Here is a 19679-nt window from a genome sequence, read left to right on the forward strand (position 1 = left end):
GTGACAGTTGGTGGTATTCCCAGCGAATGGCGGCGTCTATAATCGGACGCATGAGCACGCCATCTACCTTCCGCAAGACCTCTTCTCTGCGTTTGATTTCCAGCACGCTCGCCGCGCTGCTCGTCCTCGCCGGTTGCGGCGGCGGTGGCGGTTCACCGAACGTGGGCGGGCCGCCGCCGGTGGCGCAAGAGCCGGCGCCGACACCGACACCGGTTCCGCCTCCACCGGTCGCCACCCAGCCGACACCGGAAGACCTGAATCCGAACCTGCTGGGCGACGCCTACGGCAGCTACTGGAACAAGTGCGCCGCCCCGCGCGCCGGCCTGGATGCGAGCGGCAAGCCGTATCCGGACGTGCAGGGCACCCTGCTCGACGAACTGAAATTCCTGCGCGCCTGGGCCAACCAGTACTACCTCTGGTACAACGAAATCCCGAACACCTACAAGATGGCCGACTTCAAGAGCGCGCTCGACTACTTCGAGGTGCTCAGGACGCCGGCCCTGACCGCCAGCGGCCAGCCGAAGGACCGTTATCACTTCACCTATCCGACCGCCGAGTGGGACGCGATGCAGACCCAGGGCATCGACCTGGGCTATGGCATCACCTGGAGCCGCAACGCCGACGGCCTGGCGCCGCGCACCTGGCTGATCACGGCGGTCGAGCCGGGTTCGCCCGCCGCCGCCGCCGGCCTGCTGCGCGGCGACATGCTGCTCAAGGTCGATGGCGTCGACTTCGTCAATGCCGAGGACGAAGCCTCGGTCGACCGGATCAACGCCGGCCTGTTCCCCGCCACGGCCGGCGCCACCCACGTGTTCACGCTGCGGCGCGGCGGGGTGGCCTTCGATGCGACGCTGGCCGGAGCCGAGGTGGTGCTGGCGCCGGTGAAGAACGTCAAGGTGATCGAGACCGCCAGCGGCAAGGTCGGCTATCTCACCTTCGACAACTTCAACGCCGTGTCCGAGAAACAGCTGTACGACGCCTTCGTGACCTTCCAGCAGGCCGGCGTCAACGATCTGGTGCTCGACGTGCGCTACAACGGCGGCGGCCTGCTGTACATCGCCAGCCAGCTGGCCTATATGATCGCCGGCCCCGCGTCGACGAGCGGCAAGGTGTTCGAGCGGTCCCGCTACAACGACAAGACGCCGGCCTACCAGCCGATCATGTTCCGTTCGACCGCCTGGGGCTTCGCCTCGAACAATCCGCTGCGCACCGGCACGCCGCTGCCGACCCTGGGCCTGAAGCGCGTGACCGTGCTCAGCACCGAGGGCACCTGCTCGGCCAGCGAATCGGTGATCAACGGCCTGCGCGGCGCCGACATCGAAGTGATCCAGGTCGGCGGCACCACTTGCGGCAAGCCCTACGGCTTCACGCCGGTGCCGAACTGCGGCACGACCTATTTCTCGATCGAGTTCGAGGGTGTGAACCACAAGGGCTTCGGCGACTTCACCGACGGCTTCACGCCCACCTGCCAGGCGAGCGACGACCTGTCGCGGCCGGTGGGCGACCAGAACGAAGGCTTGCTGGCCACGGCCCTGGCCTACCGCGCCAGCGGCGCCTGCCCGGTCTCGACCACTGCCTCAGCCACGGCCAGGGCGCGCGTGGTGCCGATGCAGATCGTGCGGCCGGAGGTCAAGGCGATCTCGATCCACACCACGCCGGGCGCGCCGCCGCGCTGAGCGACATGCCTGTATTGACGGGCGGGCGGCGTCATATGCCGCCCGCCCGTTGTGTTTCCATGGCCGAACTGTTGCGCTAAGAACACGTCTATAATCGTCGGCTTCCTTCTGTCCTTGCCGGAGCTTGTCGATGATCCGTTCTGCGTTACTGCTGGCCCTGTTGTCGGCCATTCCCCTCAGCCAATCCGTCCACGCCGCCCCCGACCTGAGCACCGTGTCGGAACGCTCGGGCTTCACCGCCACCGGCCGCTACGACGAGACGATCGCGCTGTGCGCCGCGTTTCAGCAGGCATATCCGAAGCAGGTGCAGTGCATCGATTTCGGCATCACGCCGGAAGGCCGTCCGATGAAGGCGCTGGTCGTGAACGGCAAGGGCGTGTTCACTCCGCAGGCGGCGAAGCAGGCGGGCCTGCCCGTGACCCTGATGCAGGGCGGCATCCATGCCGGTGAGATCGACGGCAAGGACGCCGGCTTCCTGGCGCTGCGCGAAGCGCTCGAAGGCCGCGCGGCCAAGGGCGCGCTCGACAAGCAGGTATTCATTTTCGTCCCGGTGTTCAACGTCGATGGCCACGAGCGCTTCGGCAAGTGGAACCGCCCGAACCAGCGCGGCCCGGTCGAGATGGGCTGGCGCACCACCGCCCAGAACTACAACCTGAACCGCGACTACCTGAAGGCCGACGCTCCCGAGATGCAGGCCATGCTGGCGCTGGTGAACGCCTGGGATCCGCTGGTCTATGTCGATCTGCACGCGACCAACGGCGCCAAGTTCCAGCACGATATCTCGATCCAGGTCGAGCCGGTGTATTCGGGCGACCCGGAATTCCGCAAGGCCGGCCTGGCCCTGCGCACCAACGTGATCAAGGACATCGCCAGGGAAGGCTCGACGCCGCAGTCCTATTACATGTCGTTCGTCAAGCATGACGACCCGATGTCGGGCTTCATGGACAGCGTGTCCGATCCGCGCTTCTCGACCGGCTACTTCCAACTGCGCAACCGCATGGCGATGCTGGTGGAAACCCACTCGTGGAAGGAATACCCGGTGCGCGTGCGCATCACCCGCAACACCGTGGTGTCGGTGCTGGACCAGGTGGCGAAGAACGGCAAAGGATGGCAGCAGGCCGCGTATGCTGCCGACGCGCGCGCCGCCAAGCTGGGCAACCAGCCGGTGGCGTTGTCGTACAAGGCCAGCGACAAGAAGGAGATGGTCAACTTTAACGGCTACGCCTACACCCGCACGCCGTCGGAAGTCTCGGGCGCCCTGATGACGCGCTACGACGAAACCCGCCCGCAGGTGTGGCGCGTGCCGCTGTGGCAGGACATCGTGGCCGACTTCCAGATCACCGCACCGCGCGCCGGCTACATCGTGCCTGCCGCTTACGCCGCGATCGTGGGCGAGAAGCTGCGCCAGCACGGCGTCGAGTTCCGCACGCTGGACAAGACGGTCGAGCGCTATGAAGCCGAGACCTTCCGCGCCGACAAGGCAACCCAGGCCGCCGCTTCTGTCGAAGGCCACCAGCGCCTGACCGTCGAGGGCAAATGGAAGCCGGAGCAGCGCTCGATCGCGCCAGGTTCGCTGTTCGTGCCGATCGCGCAGCCGAAAGCGCGCCTGGTGGTGGCGATGCTGGAGCCGCAGGCGCCGGATTCGCTGCTGGCCTGGGGCGCGTTCAACACGGCCTTCGAGCGCAAGGAATACATGGAGGACTACGTGGCCGAGGAGGTCGCGCGCGAGCAGATGGCGGCCGATCCGGCCGTGGCCAAGGCGTTCCAGGAACGCCTGGACAGCGATCCGGCCTTCGCCAGGAACCCGCAAGCGCGCCTGGAATTCTTCGCCAAGCGCCATTCGTCGTATGACGAGCGCCTGAACCTGTATCCGGTGCTGCGCGCGAACGTCGCTCCCTGACGCCTTGCCTGCGGTCAGGCGCCATTTCCGTCGAGGCGCCGACCGCCGCCGTCGCCGTCCCTGAGCGCGTGCTGCAGCGTTGACGCCGGCAAGTTCATCAACAGCCGCACCAGCTCGGGCTGGCGGTTGGTGGCCGTCTTCTGGTAGATCGACAGCAGCTGCTTTCGCACCGTGTCGTACTGCACACCGAGCAGGTCGGCGATGGTCTTGAGCGGCACGCCGTCGGCCAGCATCGAAGCGACCCTGCATTCGGCGTGCGACAGGCCGAAGGCGGCGGTGAGCAGCGTCGAATCGATCACCTGGACCGAGGTCGGGTGGTAGAAGAACAGCATCACCAGCGGCCGCAGGCCGAAGCTGCCGAGCGTGTGCTCCGGGACCAGCATCGTGAAGAAGGCATACAGCGCATCGGCTGCCACACCCGCGCCGGCCTCGCTGCGCATATGCAGCGCGCGCGATTCCTTGTTATCCGGCTTGCCCTGCGCGACGGCGTTGCGCACGCGGGTTTCCAGCTCGCCGCACTGCATCAGGAAGGACGTGCGGTAGCGCTGCGGCAGCACCAGCTTGCCATTGGCCACCTGCACCAGACTGGTGGACGCGAGCAGGCCGCGCGCCGCAGCGTTGGCCAATACCACATCGCCGGTCGCGGTCAGGAGCATCACCGGCTGGCGCAGCTTGTCGACCAGGGCATGGCCCACCAGGGCCTGGGTCGAGTACACGAACTGGGCCAGGCCCATGCGCACCGCGCGCTCCATGTGCGGGCGCAGGCGATCGAGGAAGGCCAGGGCGTCCGCTGGCAGTGGGCCCTCGCCGCTGCTGCGCAGGCAGGAGAAGATGACGGTCGCCTCCGGCGTATCGACCAGCTTGCAGGCCGACACATAGCGCGCCCCATGCGGGATCAGGAATTCCTGGTAGAAGGGGTGAGTGGCAGCGAAACCATCGTCGAAGTGCTCATGGCAGTGCAGCCAGTCGCCCGTGGATCGCTGGCGCAGCAGGCCCGCGCGGGGATCGATGAACTGGTATTTCTGGATGTATTCGAGGTCGATCTGCGGCGCCATGGCGGCGCCGTCGCTGTACGACAGCGCGCCGCGCTCGCCGTCGAAGGCCAGCATGTGGACGGCGCGCCCGCCGATCGCCTCATGCAGGCTGTCGAGCATGCGGCGCCAGGCGCCCCGGTTATCCAGCGTGTCGTAGATGAGATTGACGATACGGTCGAAGCGCGCCTGCGACAGATCCACAATTTCTCTCCCGATATTTGTTTTGCATAAATATCAATGCTATCGGGCATTCGACTCTTGGTCGATACAATGTTGAGACAATTATTAATTGTGGAAAACGTAAGACACTCACTGTTGTCAGAACGCCGCAGTTGCCGCTCAGGGCGTGCCGGTGGTGGACGCGGGCAGCGAGCTCAGGACGACCGTCCTGACCGCGCCGCCGGCGCCGGGCGTGAGCTGGTAGAGGCGCTCGTATTCGTCATCCGCGATATCGAGGCCGGGCTCGCCGCCGAACAGGCGCACCAGTTCCGGCAGCGTGTTCGAGTGACCGACCACCAGCACCGGACCGCGCAGCGCCTTCACCTTGTCGACCAGCGCTTTCGGCGTGGCCGGCTCGTATTGCTCGACCTGCAACCCCAGCTGCCGGGCCAGTGGCTGCGCCGTCTGCAGCGTGCGCGCGGTCGGCGTGCTGAAAATGGCCTGGATGCCGGTGCGGTGCAGGATCGTCGCGATGTTCTGCGCGCGCAGCTGGCCTTGCGGCGTGAGCGCCGGGTCTTTGCCGATGCTGGCCTTTTCGGCGTGGCGGACCAGGTAGATCGCGCTGGGTTCGGCGAAGGCCATGCCCGGCACGAGCATGGCGAGGGCCAAAGATAGATCGCGTAGCAGGCGCGCAGGCTGGATCGAGGGCAAGTGCATGCCGTTCCTTGGTGAGTCAATTCAGGACAAGCCTAGCACGATCCTGACGCCCTGCACCCCAGGCGTGCACCGCAGCGTTCTAGAAATACTTGAGCCAGGCGATGTCGCGCCGGCGCGCCTTCAGGCGCGAATACCATGCGGTCGGCACATACAGCACCGGCAGCAGCAGCGCGTACCATAGCCAGAGCCAGTTGACGTTATCCAGTCCGAAGCTCACGCCGTGGGTCGGTCCCCAGATCATGAAGGCGACGTGGTACAGCGCGCGCAGCACGTAGATGTGCAGGATGTAGAAGAACATCGGCGCGCCGCCAAATACCGCCAGCGCGGTCAGCCAGGGATGGCCTTCCCAGCGTTCGAACAAGGCCAGCAGGATCACGCCCACGCCCAGAGTTTGCAGCAGGAACAGAAGTGACGGCGGATACTTTGTCAGCGCGATGAAGCCCATCATCGTGTGCAGCGCGGAGTCGCCCGCCACCCACGGCTTGTCGCCATACACGTTCAGCGCGCGCAGCACGACGAATGCCGCCAGCATGCCGACTCCCAATGCCAGCAGGCGCCGTACACGCCGCCCGCTGTCCGCGGCGCTGCTCTTGTCGCGTTCGTACCAGCTGCCGAGCAGGTAGCCGAGCACGATCACGCCGATCCACGGCAGCACCGGATACGAGGTCCTGGCGAATGCGCCGAACGGCAACGCGATCATGTCGCGCTGGTGCAGCAGCGCCCAGGCCACGAACCCGGGCTCGCCCGGTACCAGGCGAATGCCGTCGAGCAGATTGTGGCCGGCCACGATCAACAGGCCGAGCGCAAGCAGCAGTTTCTTCGGCAGGTAGATCAGGGCGGCCAGCGCAATCATGCACACACCGATCGCCCAGATCACCTGGAGCCAGAACGTCATCGGCAGCTTGACCGTCCAGGCGAAGGTGAGCAGGGTGACGTCGATCGCCATCAGGAGCAGGCCGCGCTTGACCAGGTAGGCGGCGGTCTCGGCCCGGGTGTGATTCTGGCCATACAGGTAGGCGCCGAGCCCGGTCAGGGCGACGAACACCGGGGCGCATAAATTGGTGACGATACGCAGGAAAAACATGACCGGCTCCACGGTCACCGGATTCACCGGGTCCGGCACGTTCATGTACAGGTACCAGTTTTCCCGAATATGGTCGAGCAACATGATGACCATCACGAAGCCGCGAAGCGCATCCAGGCTCTGCAGGCGACGCCGATTGACGGCGGCCTGCTCTACCGGGGTGATGGACACCGGTTGATCAAATACGTAAGGGGTGGCTTGTTTCATCGGAATTCGCTTTGACGTCCGCGCATGCACGTCGCCTGATCATTATCGATGATAATGATACTCCATTATCGTTAATGCTTGGGCCTGAGGATTACCGTTATTGCCGGTCTGCGCTCTTGCAGTCCGATGTCATGCGCGCAGCGGCAAGGCAGCCACCCGCACCAGCGACTGGCTGGACATATACCAGTCATTGATGTCGCAGTCGACATCCCCACGCGCGATCGCGACGAAGGCGTGTTCCCACATCGTGTTGTAATGTTCTTGCAGGCTGCCAGAACTAGCGGTCATCGCTTCGTACAGTCAGGACAAAAAACAGGACGAAAAAAAAGCAGAGGCGCGGCCTCTGCTTTCATCCATACGCGGCCGTCAGAGCTGCGTCAACGAAATCGTGTTCGCCGCTGGCGTCGAACACGGTTCCTCGTCGAACGCGATATCGCCCAGCGGATTCGGCACGCCATCGGTCTTGAGCCCGACGAAGTCGAACAGGTCGCGGTCTTGCAGATGCGACGGCACCACGGTCGACAGCGACGAGAAGATATTCTCGACCCGGCCCGGATGCTTCTTTTCCCATTCGCGCAGCATGTTCTTGATCTGCTTGCGCTGCAGGTTTTCCTGCGAGCCGCACAGGTCGCACGGGATGATCGGGAAGCCTTTCACTTCGGCGTAGCGCTCGGTGTCGGCTTCCTTCACATAGGCCATCGGGCGGATCACCATGTGCTTGCCGTCGTCCGACACCAGCTTGGCCGGCATGCCTTTTAGCTTGCCGCCGAAGAACATGTTCAGGAAGAAGGTCTCGAGGATGTCGTCGCGGTGGTGGCCCAGGGCGATCTTGTTGCAGCCGAGTTCATCGGCCACGCGGTACAGGATGCCGCGCCGCAGGCGCGAGCACAGCGAGCAGGTGGTCTTGCCTTCCGGGACCAGGCGCTTGACGATGCTGTAGGTGTCCTGGTTTTCGATGTGATAGGGCACGCCGAGCTTGTCCAGGTAGGCCGGGAGAATATGCGCCGGGAAATTCGGCTGCTTCTGGTCGAGGTTGACCGCGACGATGTCAAAATGGATCGGCGCGCGCTCGCGCAAGGTGAGCAGGATGTCGAGCAAAGCGTAACTATCCTTGCCGCCCGACAGGCAGACCATCACCTTGTCGCCGTCCTCGATCATATTGAAGTCGCCGATCGCCTGGCCCACCAGGCGGCACAGGCGCTTGTGCAGCTTGTTGTCCTCGCGCGCGATCTTCTCTTGCTTCTTCGCGTCGATACCGGCCTCGGCGGTCGGGAAGTCGTCTTCGACGACGCGTTCAATCACCGTCTCGTTCATGCTGCTTCCTTGATCCTGAATACTTCGACGCCCACGCCTTCGCAGTCTGGATAGACGTCCGGCTTCATGGTCGACACGCCGGCGGCGCGCACGCGCGGGTGGGTCAGCATGGCGGCCACCACGTCGTCGCACAGGGTTTCCTGCAGGTGGATGTGGCCTTTGGCGATGCGGCGGGCGATGGTCTCGCGCATGAAATCGTAGTCGACCACTTCTGCCAGCTGGTCGGCCTTCGGCGTCGACAGCTCCAGCGGAATGTACAGCTCGACGTTGATCAGGACACGCTGCTCGCCCTTCTTCTCGAAATCGTGCACGCCGATATTGATCATCACTTCGTAATTGCGCAGGAACAGCCGGCGGCAATCGCGCAAGCTCGGGTGGGACAGGGCGGACAACATGGGATAGCCTTATTTGGTGGAGTTATTCGGTTCGGTCAGGAACATCACGTCGCGCTGCGAGGGCATCAGGTGCTGGCCGCCATCGACCAGCAGGGTGGTGCCGGTCAGCGCGCGCGCCGTCGCGGCGTAGACCACGGCGTCGGCGATGTCCTGCGGGGTCGACGAACGCTGCAGCGGCGTCATCTGGTGCGCCGCGGCGAAGCCTTGCTCGCTCTGGTCGCCCGACACCATCGTGATGCCGGGGGCGACGCCGACCACGCGCACCTTCGGCGCCAGCGCCTGCGCCAGCATCGTGGTCGCCGTGTGCAGGGCCGCCTTCGACAATGTGTACGACAGAAAATCCGGGTTGAGATTGTACAGTTTCTGGTCCAGCAAGTTGACCACGACGGCCTGCCGGCCATCCGGGGTGGCGGCATGCAGTTCCTGCGCCAGCAGCACCGGCGCGGCCACGTTCGCCTGCATATGGGTGTTGAGCAGCTCCCAGGAGAAGGCAGTGGCGCTGTCGTATTCAAACAACGAAGCGTTGTTGACGATGCAAGACAGCGGCCCCAGCGCGGCGCTGGCCTGGCCGACCAGTTGCCGCACCGCTGCCTCGTCGGACAGGTCGCATTGCAGCAGCGCGGCGCGCCGGCCGAGCGCCAGGATGGCGTCGCGGGTCGCGATCGCGTCGCTTTCGGAATGGCGGTAGTGCAGGGCGAGGTCCCAGCCGGCCTGGGCCAGGCCGAGCGCGATCGCGCGGCCCAGGCGGCGGCCGGCGCCGGTCACGAGCGCGACCCGGGGCAGGGAGATCGAAGGGCTATCCGTCATTGAATTGGTTGAAGGCTGTAAATTGTTGATAAAAGCTATTCTGGCTACAATGCCGGCATGTCCCTGCCCGCACCCGATACCGACGCCCTGGCCGCGTCCCATTCCCTGCAACAGCTGATCGCCGCCGACATCGAACGGCACGGCGGCGCGATCGCATTCTCTCGTTTCATGGAACTGGCGCTGTACGCGCCAAGGCTCGGGTATTACAGCGGCGGCGCAGCCAAGCTCGGCGCGAGCGGCGATTTCACCACCGCGCCCGAGATGACGCCGCTGTTCGGGGCGGCCGTGGCGCGCGTGGCAGCCGCTATTATCGCCCAAAGCGCGCCCGACATCATCGAGTTCGGCGCCGGCACCGGCCGCCTGGCGCGCGACGTCCTTGCCGAGCTGGCCAGGCAGGGCGTCGAAGTACGCTCCTATACCATCATCGAATTGTCCGGCGAATTGCGCGCGCGCCAGCAGGCCAACCTGGCCGACCTGCCGCAGATGCGCTGGCTGGACGCGATGCCGGACCGGTTCAGCGGCGTAGTGCTGGCCAACGAGGTGCTCGACGCCATGCCGGTCGAGCTGGTGATCCGCACCGGCGACGGCTGGCGCCGGCAAATGGTCACGGTCGAGGACGGCGCCTTCGCCTTCGTCCAGGCGCCGCTCGGCGATGAGCTCGGCGAGCAGCTGGTGCGCCAGGTGCCGGAGCACGAGCAGATGATCGAGGGCTATGTTACGGAACTGCACCCGGTCGGCGCCGGCTTCATGCGCTCGCTGGCGGCGATGTTCGCCGGCGGCCGCGGCGCCGCGATCCTGTTCGACTACGGCTTCCCGGCCCACGAGTATTACCTCGACCAGCGCATCGGCGGCACCTTGATGTGTCATTACCGCCACCATGCGCACCCGGATCCCTTTTATTTGCCCGGCCTGCAAGACATCACGGCCCACGTCGATTTCACGGAGATGGCGCTGGCGTCCCAGGATGCCGGGCTGCCGGTGCTGGCCTATATGAGCCAGGCCGCCTTCCTGCTCGGCGCCGGGATCGGCGAACTGTTGCTGGAAAACGACCCCGAGGATGCCAAGCATTTCCTGCCGCAATCGCGGGCCGTGCAAAAGCTGGTTTCTCCTGCTGAAATGGGCGAATTGTTCAAGGTCCTGGTGGTCGGACAGGACGTAGAATTGCCAGATGCAATCGTGCATGCGGACCGCAGCCATCGCTTGTAGACTTTATGATATCTTGCACAGCGGACACAAATCCGGCTAAGCTGTGAGATATTCCCGCGTCTCGTCACATGACGGGCTTCGGCCGAGGACAGACAGAACGCGCAGGGTAGAAGCGGGTAGACTTGACAGATCATGGCCAAGATTCACACACATTATGACAACCTGAAGGTGTCGCGTCATGCGCCCCAGGAAGTCATTCGTGCTTCCTACAAGGCCCTGAGCCAGAAGTATCACCCTGACAAGAATCCGGGCGACGAAAAGTCCGCCCGCATCATGGCGGTCGTCAATACCGCCTACAACGTCCTGTCCGATCCGATTCGCCGCAAGGAACACGACGAATGGATCGCGGCCGAGGAGTGGGAAGTCGAGTGGCTGGAAAGCTCGAACGCCAAGGAAGGCCAGCCGCGCAAGACCGCCGACAACTGGGATGGGCAGCCGCCGCCCAAGCCGCGCCGCAAGCGCCTGTGGCGCGATCCGCGCTGGTGGCTGGGCATGTCCGGTTGTTTCGTGGCCGGCGCCGTCGTCGCCGTGCTGACGATCGAACAACAGCCTGACATCATCCCCAGCGCGCTGGCCTGGGGCGGCATCGCCCAGCCAGACCCCGTCAAGACCGGCCGTCCCGACGCACTGGGCGTCGACGCCAGCCGTGACGACTGGGCCCGCCGCATCGGTCCGGACGGCGCCAAGGGCCCGCCGCCCGCGGTGCGCGCACTCGCCGTCACTCAGCTGGCGGTACCGGCCCGTGCCCCCGACTGCAGCACCGACTTGCAGACCCTGGCCTCGCCCAGTGGCGATCCGTGGCCGCTCGAGTCTTCCTATGTGCCCGGCTACCCGGTCGGCAACGAGGGGGGAGAGATGCAGGTCGTGATCGACAACAGCGCCAACGCGGCGCCGGTCTTCGTCAAGCTGTACGACCTCGACCGCCGCGCCAACGTCAGGCACGCCTTCGTGCAGCAGCGCTCGAATTTTACTTTCGACAAGCTGGCCGCCGGCAAGTACGAGGTGCGCTACCAGAACGTGGTCGACGGCGCCAGCAAGTCCGAATGCGACAGCCGCCATACGGCCCTGCGCCAGGCCGCGGCCGATATCCAGTAATCCGTTAATCCAGTCTACCTGTCGTTTTTTCGGCGTACTGACACTTTCTCGTGTCAGGACCTTACCCGATTTCATTATTTTCGTTCCGCGCCGTAATATACTGGCCGACGCCGCGTGCCCATGCAGCCACGGCGCCATGCCCAACGCAGGCTCATACGGACCAATATGAACGAACTGGAAGGCCTGACGGCCCTGATCATCGAGCCCCACGCGGGGATGCGGGCCAGCATCCACAGCATGCTTACGCTGTGCGGCCTGACCCGGATCGAGCACGCCAGCACCTCCAACCAGGCCGTGAAACACCTGGGCCTGCGCCAGTTCGACATGATCCTGTGCGAATACGACCTGGAAGGCGGCCAGGATGGCCAGCAATTGCTGGAAGACCTGCGCCACCACAAGCTGATGCAGCTGGCCACCATGTTCTTCATGGTCACGGCAGAAGGCAACCACAGCAAGGTGGTCAGCGCCGCCGAGCTGGCGCCGACCGACTACATCCTCAAGCCGTTCACGGCCGACCGCCTGCTCGAGCGCATCGGGCGCGCCCTCGACAAGCGCAATGCCTTCCTGCCGGTGTACAACCTGATGGAGGCCGGCGACCAGGAGGAGGCGATCGCCGCCTGCATCGAAGGCCAGCGCCTGCACGCGCGCTACGCGATCGACTTCCTGCGCCTGCGCGCCGAGCTGCACATGTTCCTGGGCCAGGCCGACCAGGCCGAGCCGATCTACCGCCACCTGGTCGACATCAAGGCGATCGCCTGGGCCCGGCTTGGCCTGGCCAAGACCCTGTTTGTGCGCAAGCAATTCACCGAGGCGCGCGACATCCTGGAAGACCTGGTCGACACCAACCGCAACTTCGTCGATGCCTACGACTGGCTGGCGCGCACCCACGCCGCGGTCGGCCAATTGCAGAAATCGCAGACGGTGCTGAGCGACGCGGTGGCGGTGTCGCCGCATGCCGTGCGGCGCCTGCGCACCCTGGCCGACACCGCCTTCGAGGCGGGCGACATCGACACCGCCGAAAAAGCCCTGCGCCAGGTGGTGAGCAAGGCCAAATATTCCGAATTCCGCGACCCCGAAGACCACGTCAAGCTGGTGCGGGCGCTGGTGCACAAGGGCGATCCCGTCGGGGCCGCCGCCGTGGTGCGCGACCTCGACCGCTCGATGGGCGGGCGCGCCAATACCCCGCTGTGCAGCGCGATCGCCTCGGCGCTGGTGCACGAGTACACCGGCAACGAGCAGCGCCTGGGCGAAGCGCTGGGCACGGCCCTGGCTTCAGCCAAGGATGCGCCCAATCTGTCGGCCGACCTCAAGCTCGAGCTGGCGCGCACCTGCATCGACAATGGCCGCGAAGAAGGCGCTTCCGAGATCGTGCGCGAGGTGATGAGCAATGCCTCGAGCGACGCCATGGTCACGCGCGCCATGGGCGTGCTGGAGCAGGCCGGCAAGGGCGAGCTGGCGCAGACGCTGGCGCAGCAGAGCCGCCAGCAGGTGGTCGACCTGGTCGCCGGCGGCGCCGCGCGCGCCAAGAACGGCGATTATGAGGGCGCGGTGCGGCTGATGCTGGAAGCGGCAACCAAGTTGCCGAGCAATCCGGCGGTGGCCTTCAATGCCGCGCTGGCGGTGCTGCGCTGCCTCGAGCACGAGGGCTGGGACAACCGCCTCGGCGCGCAGGTGCCGGGTCTGATCGGCAATGTGCGCAAGCTCGACCCGCTCAATCCCAAGCTGCCGGCGCTGGCGGCGCTGCACCAGCAGGTGCTGAAACAATACAAACAGGGCGCGCACGCGGCCGCGCCGCTGCGCAAGGCCGGCTGAGCGGATAGGGCGCCATGACCGACATTTCCCAGGACGGCGCCCCGCGCCGCGTGCGACCCGCCCTGATGCGCAAGCTCAGCGGCACCGAACGCATGTTCACCCTGGGCGGCGCCATCATGCACGTGATCGGCATGGGCTATAGCGACGACCTGGGCACGGCCGACCTCGCGTATTACGTGGTGTCCGACGTCGCACTGACCCAGCGCATCCTGCGCCTGTCCAACACGGTCCAGTACCGCACCTTGTCCGGCACGCCGGTGACGACGATCTCGCGCGCCATTTCCCTGCTCGGCTTCGACAATGTGCGCGCCGCCGCGCTGGCGATGCTGCTGGTCGATGCGCTCGACACCGCCGAGCACGGCGTGCGGGTGGAGCTCGAAGCCGCCCTGTGCGCCAGCCTGGTCGGCCGCGAGCTGGCCCGCCACAGCCCGATCCCCGGCGCCGAGGAAGCGGCGATCTGCGCGCTGTTCAAGAACCTGGGCCCGCTGCTGCTGGCCAGCCACGAGCCGGAGCGCTACCGCGAAATCGCCGCGATCGTGGCGGCCGGCAAGCACACCTCCAGCCAGGCTGCGCAACTGATCCTGGGCTGCAGCTTCGAGAACCTGTCAGAGGCGATCTTGCGCGAGTGGCAGATGCCGGGCTTGATCGTGCAGGCCCAGGCGGCGCTGCCGCCGGGCCCGCTCGAGACCGCGCCCGAGCGCGACGAATGGATGCGGCAGGTGGCCGCCTTCAGCCGCGACGTGGCGCGCCTGATGGGCCGCCACCACGATCCGGCGGCGGCGCCGGAAACCCAGGAGCTCATCACGCGCTATGGCCCGGCGCTGGGCGTCGACCATCCGGCCATGGTGGCGCTGTACGACGAGGTGCAGGAAGGCATGAACGGCATGCTGCAGAGCATGAACCTGGAGCGCGCGCCGAAGCACGATCCGAAGGCCGCCAGCAGCCTGCCGAACGTGCTGGCGCTGGCCACCCTGGACGCGGGCGAGGACGACGAAGGCGAGTTCCACCCCAGCGGCAAGCCGAAGAATGCGCGCGACCTGCTGCTGGCGGGCGTGCAGGACGTGACCCTGCTGGGCGGGTCCGGCGCCGGCGTCAATGACGTGATCACGGCCGTGCTCGAGACCCTGTATGGCGCGCTGGGCTTCCGCTTCGCCACCGTGTGCCTGCGCGATGTACGGACAAAACAGTTCCGCGCGCGGGTGTCGCTGGGCGAGGGCAGCGTCGACCTGCAGGACGGCTTCGTTTTCCCCTGCGCCTTTACTCGCGACCTGTTCCATCTCGCCCTGGAGAACGATGCCGACATGATGATCGCGGACGCCTTCAGCCCCAAGATCCGCGACCTGCTGCCGGCCTGGTACAAGACCCTGCTGCCGGACGCCGAGAGTTTCATCGTGCTGCCGCTCGTGGTCGGCAAGGCCCGCCTGGGCCTGATCTACGCCGACCGCATCTTCACCGCCCCCGAGGGCGTGGCGCCTGACGAAACGGCGCTGATCAAGGCGCTCAAGGCGCAAGTGCTGGCGGCCCTGGCGCCGGCGGGCGCGAACACCCCCCAGCCCTGATCTCCCCGTTTGCCCCAAGACCGTCGTTCCCGCCCTCGCCGGGCGCCTTGGCGGGAACCCAAGTCCGCCGCGCCCCGATAGCGCTTCTCTCCGCCGCAACAATACGCATCAAAACTTGGGTTCCCGCCTCCGCGGGAACGACGTGGTTTAACGGTGCGGAGGTGCAGGCAGAACAATTCCAAGTATGTTCATAAAGATTTTTTCGCACTTGGCAAAATCACCCTTGCAGCTTTACAGTCCGACCGTTACAATCACGCCCCGAAGCAACGCTGTCAGGCGAAGTGGAAAAAGTTTCTACCGCAGTCTGATTGACAGTACGTTGAGCTTGCTTCATACTCTGCGGTTCTTCGCGGTGGGGTGGCCGAGTGGTTAAAGGCAGCAGACTGTAAATCTGCCCTCTCTGAGTACGCTGGTTCGAATCCAGCCCCCACCACCAAAAAGAAGATCGTGAAGTCGGATAGAAGTTGTACCTCGCGGGTGTAGCTCAATGGTAGAGCAGAAGCCTTCCAAGCTTACGACGAGGGTTCGATTCCCTTCACCCGCTCCAGTTAGTGCGGTGGTTTCTACATCGCAAATATCAGCCCTTGTAGCTCAGTGGTAGAGCACTCCCTTGGTAAGGGAGAGGCCACGTGTTCAATCCACGTCAAGGGCACCAGAATTTCGTACGGCAGTCGCGTTGCACTCGTCCGTCAGGTGTGCCTGGTAATCCCCAAATATATCGTTAGATCTTAGGAGTCTGAAATGGCAAAAGGTAAATTCGAACGGACCAAGCCGCACGTCAACGTCGGCACCATCGGTCACGTTGACCACGGTAAAACCACCCTGACGGCTGCAATCGCTACCGTCCTGTCGAAGAAATTCGGCGGCGAAGCCAAGGCCTACGACCAGATCGACGCGGCACCAGAAGAAAAAGCACGCGGCATCACCATCAACACCGCACACGTCGAGTACGAGACCGAAAACCGTCACTACGCGCACGTTGACTGCCCAGGCCACGCCGACTACATCAAGAACATGATTACCGGTGCCGCGCAGATGGACGGCGCGATCCTGGTGTGCTCGGCCGCTGACGGCCCAATGCCACAGACCCGCGAGCACATCCTGCTGGCGCGTCAGGTTGGCGTTCCATACATCATCGTGTTCCTGAACAAGTGCGACCTGGTCGACGACGCAGAACTGCTGGAACTGGTCGAAATGGAAGTCCGCGAACTCCTGTCGAAATACGAGTTCCCAGGCGACGACCTGCCAATCATCAAGGGTTCGGCACGTATGGCGCTGGAAGGCCAGCCAGGCGAAATGGGTGAAGAATGCATCACCCGTCTGGCAGAAGCCCTGGACACCTACATCCCAACGCCAGAGCGCGCTGTTGACGGCGCCTTCCTGATGCCAGTCGAAGACGTGTTCTCGATCTCGGGTCGCGGCACCGTCGTGACCGGTCGTGTCGAGCGCGGTATCATCAAAGTCGGCGAAGAAATCGAAATCGTCGGTATCGTCGACACCGTCAAGACCACCTGCACCGGCGTGGAAATGTTCCGCAAGCTGCTGGACCAAGGTCAAGCTGGCGACAACGTCGGCCTGCTGCTGCGCGGTACCAAGCGTGAAGACGTGCAACGTGGTCAAGTTCTGGCAAAGCCAGGCTCGATCAAGCCGCACAGCAACTTCACCGGTGAGATCTACGTCCTGTCGAAAGACGAAGGCGGCCGTCACACCCCGTTCTTCAACAACTATCGTCCTCAGTTCTACTTCCGTACGACTGACGTGACCGGTTCGATCGAACTGCCAGCAGACAAAGAAATGGTCATGCCAGGCGATAACGTTTCGATCACCGTCAAGCTGATCGCTCCGATCGCGATGGAAGAAGGTCTGCGCTTCGCAATCCGCGAAGGTGGCCGTACCGTCGGCGCCGGCGTGGTTGCCAAGATCCTGGCCTAATACGCCAAGGTAGAGGGAGGCGGGCAGGGTTGCAAAGCCGGCCTGTTTCCCTCGAACAGCATTGCCAGTGAGCGCGCGCTTGCTGTATAATGCTGGATTCAGCAGTAAAGTCTTCGTAGGGGTGTAGCTCAATTGGCAGAGCGTCGGTCTCCAAAACCGAAGGTCGCGGGTTCGATTCCCTCCGCCCCTGCCACCGAATTCTGGTGCGCAGCACCGAAAGTAAAGAAGAATGTCTAATCAATCCGTGCAAACTGTCAGCACCTCGAATGACAAGTTCAAGGTCGCGCTGGCGGTGGTTGCAGCGATTGCAGGCGTCGTCGGGTTCTTTTACCTGACTGGCCAGAACAAACCAGCCTTGGTCGCCGCAGGCGCCCTCGTGGCTGGTTTAGTTTTTGCCGTCCTGCTTTTGTGGACTTCCACCACTGGCCGCGATTTCCTGAGCTTTGCCAAGGAGTCGGTGCGCGAGACCAAGAAGGTTGTCTGGCCTACCCGTCGCGAAGCCATGCAGATCACTGGCATCGTGTTCGCCTTCGTGGTCGTGATGGCGATTTTCCTGTGGGGCACGGATAAGCTTCTCGAGCTCCTGTTGTACGACTTTGTCCTGGGTTGGAAATAACATGAGCGATAACGTGCAAGAAAATGCACCAGTGCCGGGCGATGTCCCGGCCTCTGACGCTGGTGAACAGCCGGCTGCCGCTCCAGTGAGCGTCCCGGTCAGCAACAAGCGCTGGTACGTCGTCCATGTCTATTCGGGCATGGAAAAGAGCGTGATGCGCGCATTGACCGAGCGTGTCGAGCGCGCTGGCATGCAAGAACAGTTCGGCCAGATCCTGGTGCCGACCGAGGAAGTCGTCGAGATGCGCAACGGCACCAAAGCCGTTTCCGAGCGCCGCTTCTTCCCGGGCTACGTGCTGGTTGAGATGGAAATGACCGACGAAACCTGGCACCTGGTGAAGAACACCAGCAAGGTCACCGGTTTCATCGGCGGCAAATCGAACAAGCCGACCCCGATCCCAGCACGCGAGATCGACAAGATCATGCAGCAAGTGCAAGAGGGCGTCGAAAAACCTCGTCCGAAAGTGCTGTACGAAGTGGGCGAGCAGGTCCGGATCAAAGAGGGCCCGTTCACCGACTTCAACGGCAACGTCGAGGAAGTGAACTACGAAAAATCGAAGGTGCGTGTCTCAGTCACCATCTTCGGCCGCGCAACTCCGGTGGAACTGGAGTTCGGGCAAGTAGAGAAAGTATGAAGCATTGCGGGAAAGAGTTAAGCGGAGCCGCGCGCAGCGCGGTGGAGCGGTACTCTGTCCCCAACACTTTAACGTCATAACTGGAACGTCGCAGTAGTCAGGCGGAATCCGGTAAGAGGAGCCCCGCCGAGACGAGTAGTCGTGGTGGGGCGCTACTACTCAAGTCAAAGATAGGAGCCTTTCATGGCAAAGAAAATCATTGGCTTTATCAAGCTGCAAGTTCCAGCTGGTAAAGCAAACCCATCCCCACCGATCGGTCCAGCACTGGGTCAGCGCGGTCTGAACATCATGGAATTCTGCAAGGCGTTCAACGCCCAGACCCAGGGTGTCGAGCCAGGCATGCCAATCCCGGTCGTGATCACCGCGTTCGCCGACAAGTCCTTCACCTTCGTGATGAAGACCCCACCGGCAACCTACCTGATCAAGAAAGCCGCCGGCATCACCAAGGGTTCGCCAAAGCCGCACACCGACAAGGTTGCGTCGCTGACCCGCGCCCAGGCTGAAGAAATCGCAAAAACCAAGCAGCCGGACCTGACCGCCGCCGACATGGACGCAGCAGTGCGTATCATCGCTGGCTCGGCACGTTCGATGGGCATCACGGTGGAGGGTCTGTAATGGCTAAGCTGTCCAAGCGCGTTAAAGCAATCAAAGCAAAAGTTGACCGTAATAAGGTCTACGAATTCGACAACGCTGTGTCGATCGTCAAGGAATTCGCCACTGCCAAGTTCAACGAGTCGATCGACGTCGCCGTTCAACTGGGCGTGGACCCGAAGAAGTCGGACCAGGTGGTTCGCGGTTCGGTCGTGCTGCCAGCTGGCACCGGCAAGACCGTGCGCGTCGCTGTGTTCGCTTCGGGCGACAAGGCTGAAGCTGCTAAAGCAGCCGGCGCCGACGTGGTCGGTATGGAAGACCTGGCAGAGCGCGTGAAGGCCGGCGACATGCCGTTCGACATCGTCATCGCTTCGCCAGACACCATGCGTATCGTCGGTACCCTGGGTCAGATCCTGGGCCCACGTGGCCTGATGCCTAACCCGAAAGTCGGCACCGTGACCCCAGACGTCGCTACCGCCGTCAAGAACGCCAAAGCCGGTCAGGTCCAGTACCGTACCGACAAGTCGGGCATCATCCACGCGACCATCGGCCGCAAGTCGTTCAGCGACGCAGATCTGAAGAGCAACCTGGTTGCCCTGATCGACGCCCTGAACAAGGCCAAGCCAGCGACCTCGAAAGGCGTGTACCTGCGCAAGGTCGCCCTGTCGTCGACGATGGGTGCCGGCGTTCGCGTCGACCACGCTTCGATCTCGGCTGCTGCCTAAGAACGTCGTTCCCGCGAAGGCGGGAACCTAAGTTCGCAAGAATTAAGTCCTCGTACGCAATATCACGAGGCGCATCTTTGGGCTGTCGGAGCAACACACCGCTCCGGCAGGCAATCAAAGACCGTTGGGCCGAAAGCAGAGGTTGAGCTGACGGTTAATAAACCACCCAACGCAGATGGTGTACCCGAACAAGTTTTGTAGTCCAGCTGTGTGAGT

Annotated in this window: 18 protein-coding genes and 4 tRNA genes; 15 read left to right on the forward strand and 7 right to left on the reverse strand. The window is 63.8% G+C overall.

Features of this window, described 5'->3' with window-relative positions; all coding sequences use genetic code 11:
- The first annotated feature begins 50 nt into the window (after positions 1–50).
- Together SOM61_RS06050 and SOM61_RS06055 are read left to right on the forward strand one after the other, a co-directional pair.
- Positions 51–1676, forward strand: a complete 1626-nt coding sequence (locus tag SOM61_RS06050; protein WP_320473268.1) for a S41 family peptidase — start codon at positions 51–53, stop codon at positions 1674–1676.
- A gap of 130 nt (positions 1677–1806) precedes the next feature.
- A complete protein-coding gene (locus tag SOM61_RS06055) occupies positions 1807–3576 on the forward strand; it encodes a M14 family metallopeptidase (protein WP_320473269.1) in 1770 nt (589 codons plus the stop codon).
- Positions 3577–3590: 14 nt separating this feature from the next.
- Here the strand turns inward: SOM61_RS06055 and SOM61_RS06060 are convergent, their stop codons facing one another.
- From SOM61_RS06060 to SOM61_RS06090, 7 genes are all read right to left on the reverse strand, one after another.
- Positions 3591–4811 carry a helix-turn-helix transcriptional regulator gene (locus SOM61_RS06060; protein WP_320473270.1) on the reverse strand — a complete coding sequence of 407 codons (1221 nt, stop codon included), beginning with the start codon at positions 4809–4811 and terminating at the stop codon, positions 3591–3593.
- Between the two features lie 138 nt (positions 4812–4949).
- Positions 4950–5486 (reverse strand): SixA phosphatase family protein, encoded by a 537-nt coding sequence (locus SOM61_RS06065; protein WP_320473271.1) that lies wholly within the window; start codon positions 5484–5486, stop codon positions 4950–4952.
- 79 nt (positions 5487–5565) lie between these two features.
- On the reverse strand, positions 5566–6777 hold the full coding sequence (locus tag SOM61_RS06070) for an acetyltransferase domain-containing protein (protein WP_320473272.1): 1212 nt from the start codon (positions 6775–6777) through the stop codon (positions 5566–5568).
- A gap of 129 nt (positions 6778–6906) precedes the next feature.
- Complete coding sequence (locus SOM61_RS06075; protein WP_320473273.1) at positions 6907–7065, reverse strand: hypothetical protein; 159 nt, start codon at positions 7063–7065, stop codon at positions 6907–6909.
- A 78-nt stretch (positions 7066–7143) separates the two neighbouring features.
- Positions 7144–8091 (reverse strand): tRNA 2-thiocytidine(32) synthetase TtcA, encoded by a 948-nt coding sequence (gene ttcA / locus SOM61_RS06080; protein ID WP_320473274.1) that lies wholly within the window; start codon positions 8089–8091, stop codon positions 7144–7146.
- Entirely contained in the window at positions 8088–8486 is a 399-nt protein-coding gene (locus SOM61_RS06085) for a dihydroneopterin aldolase (RefSeq protein WP_147935116.1), read from the reverse strand. Before SOM61_RS06085 ends, ttcA begins: the two co-directional genes overlap by 4 nt.
- A 9-nt stretch (positions 8487–8495) precedes the next feature.
- Positions 8496–9293, reverse strand: coding sequence for an SDR family oxidoreductase (locus SOM61_RS06090; protein WP_320473275.1), 798 nt, complete (start codon positions 9291–9293; stop codon positions 8496–8498).
- 57 nt (positions 9294–9350) lie between these two features.
- Here SOM61_RS06090 and SOM61_RS06095 point away from each other — a divergent pair, with 57 nt between their 5' ends.
- The 13 genes from SOM61_RS06095 (at position 9351) to rplA (ending at position 19463) form a co-directional block, all read left to right on the forward strand.
- Positions 9351–10499, forward strand: coding sequence for a class I SAM-dependent methyltransferase (locus SOM61_RS06095; RefSeq protein WP_320473276.1), 1149 nt, complete (start codon positions 9351–9353; stop codon positions 10497–10499).
- A gap of 132 nt (positions 10500–10631) precedes the next feature.
- Positions 10632–11594, forward strand: a complete 963-nt coding sequence (locus SOM61_RS06100; RefSeq protein ID WP_320473277.1) for a J domain-containing protein — start codon at positions 10632–10634, stop codon at positions 11592–11594.
- Positions 11595–11759: 165 nt separating this feature from the next.
- Positions 11760–13406, forward strand: a complete 1647-nt coding sequence (locus SOM61_RS06105) for a response regulator (RefSeq protein WP_320473278.1) — start codon at positions 11760–11762, stop codon at positions 13404–13406.
- A 14-nt stretch (positions 13407–13420) separates the two neighbouring features.
- Positions 13421–14965 (forward strand): HDOD domain-containing protein, encoded by a 1545-nt coding sequence (locus tag SOM61_RS06110; RefSeq protein ID WP_320473279.1) that lies wholly within the window; start codon positions 13421–13423, stop codon positions 14963–14965.
- Positions 14966–15316: 351 nt separating this feature from the next.
- Positions 15317–15401 (forward strand) — tRNA-Tyr (locus SOM61_RS06115).
- 37 nt (positions 15402–15438) lie between these two features.
- A tRNA-Gly gene (locus SOM61_RS06120) sits at positions 15439–15512 on the forward strand.
- Positions 15513–15545: 33 nt separating this feature from the next.
- A tRNA-Thr gene (locus tag SOM61_RS06125) sits at positions 15546–15620 on the forward strand.
- An 86-nt stretch (positions 15621–15706) separates the two neighbouring features.
- Positions 15707–16897 (forward strand): elongation factor Tu, encoded by a 1191-nt coding sequence (tuf, locus tag SOM61_RS06130; protein WP_159628094.1) that lies wholly within the window; start codon positions 15707–15709, stop codon positions 16895–16897.
- Between the two features lie 117 nt (positions 16898–17014).
- Positions 17015–17090: transfer RNA gene (locus tag SOM61_RS06135), tRNA-Trp, on the forward strand.
- A 36-nt stretch (positions 17091–17126) separates the two neighbouring features.
- Positions 17127–17513 carry a preprotein translocase subunit SecE gene (secE, locus tag SOM61_RS06140; RefSeq protein ID WP_005663637.1) on the forward strand — a complete coding sequence of 129 codons (387 nt, stop codon included), beginning with the start codon at positions 17127–17129 and terminating at the stop codon, positions 17511–17513.
- A 1-nt stretch (position 17514) separates the two neighbouring features.
- Positions 17515–18147 (forward strand): transcription termination/antitermination protein NusG, encoded by a 633-nt coding sequence (gene nusG, locus SOM61_RS06145; RefSeq protein WP_147936280.1) that lies wholly within the window; start codon positions 17515–17517, stop codon positions 18145–18147.
- Positions 18148–18330: 183 nt separating this feature from the next.
- Positions 18331–18762: a 50S ribosomal protein L11 gene (rplK, locus tag SOM61_RS06150; RefSeq protein ID WP_123070147.1), complete on the forward strand. Its 432-nt coding sequence runs from the start codon at positions 18331–18333 to the stop codon at positions 18760–18762.
- Complete coding sequence (rplA, locus tag SOM61_RS06155; protein WP_320473280.1) at positions 18762–19463, forward strand: 50S ribosomal protein L1; 702 nt, start codon at positions 18762–18764, stop codon at positions 19461–19463. The genes rplK and rplA overlap by 1 nt, the downstream gene beginning before the upstream one ends.
- Positions 19464–19679 lie beyond the last annotated feature (216 nt).

It is taken from the genome of Massilia sp. CFBP9012, assembly GCF_034045115.1.
Taxonomy (GTDB): Bacteria; Pseudomonadota; Gammaproteobacteria; order Burkholderiales; family Burkholderiaceae_D; genus Telluria.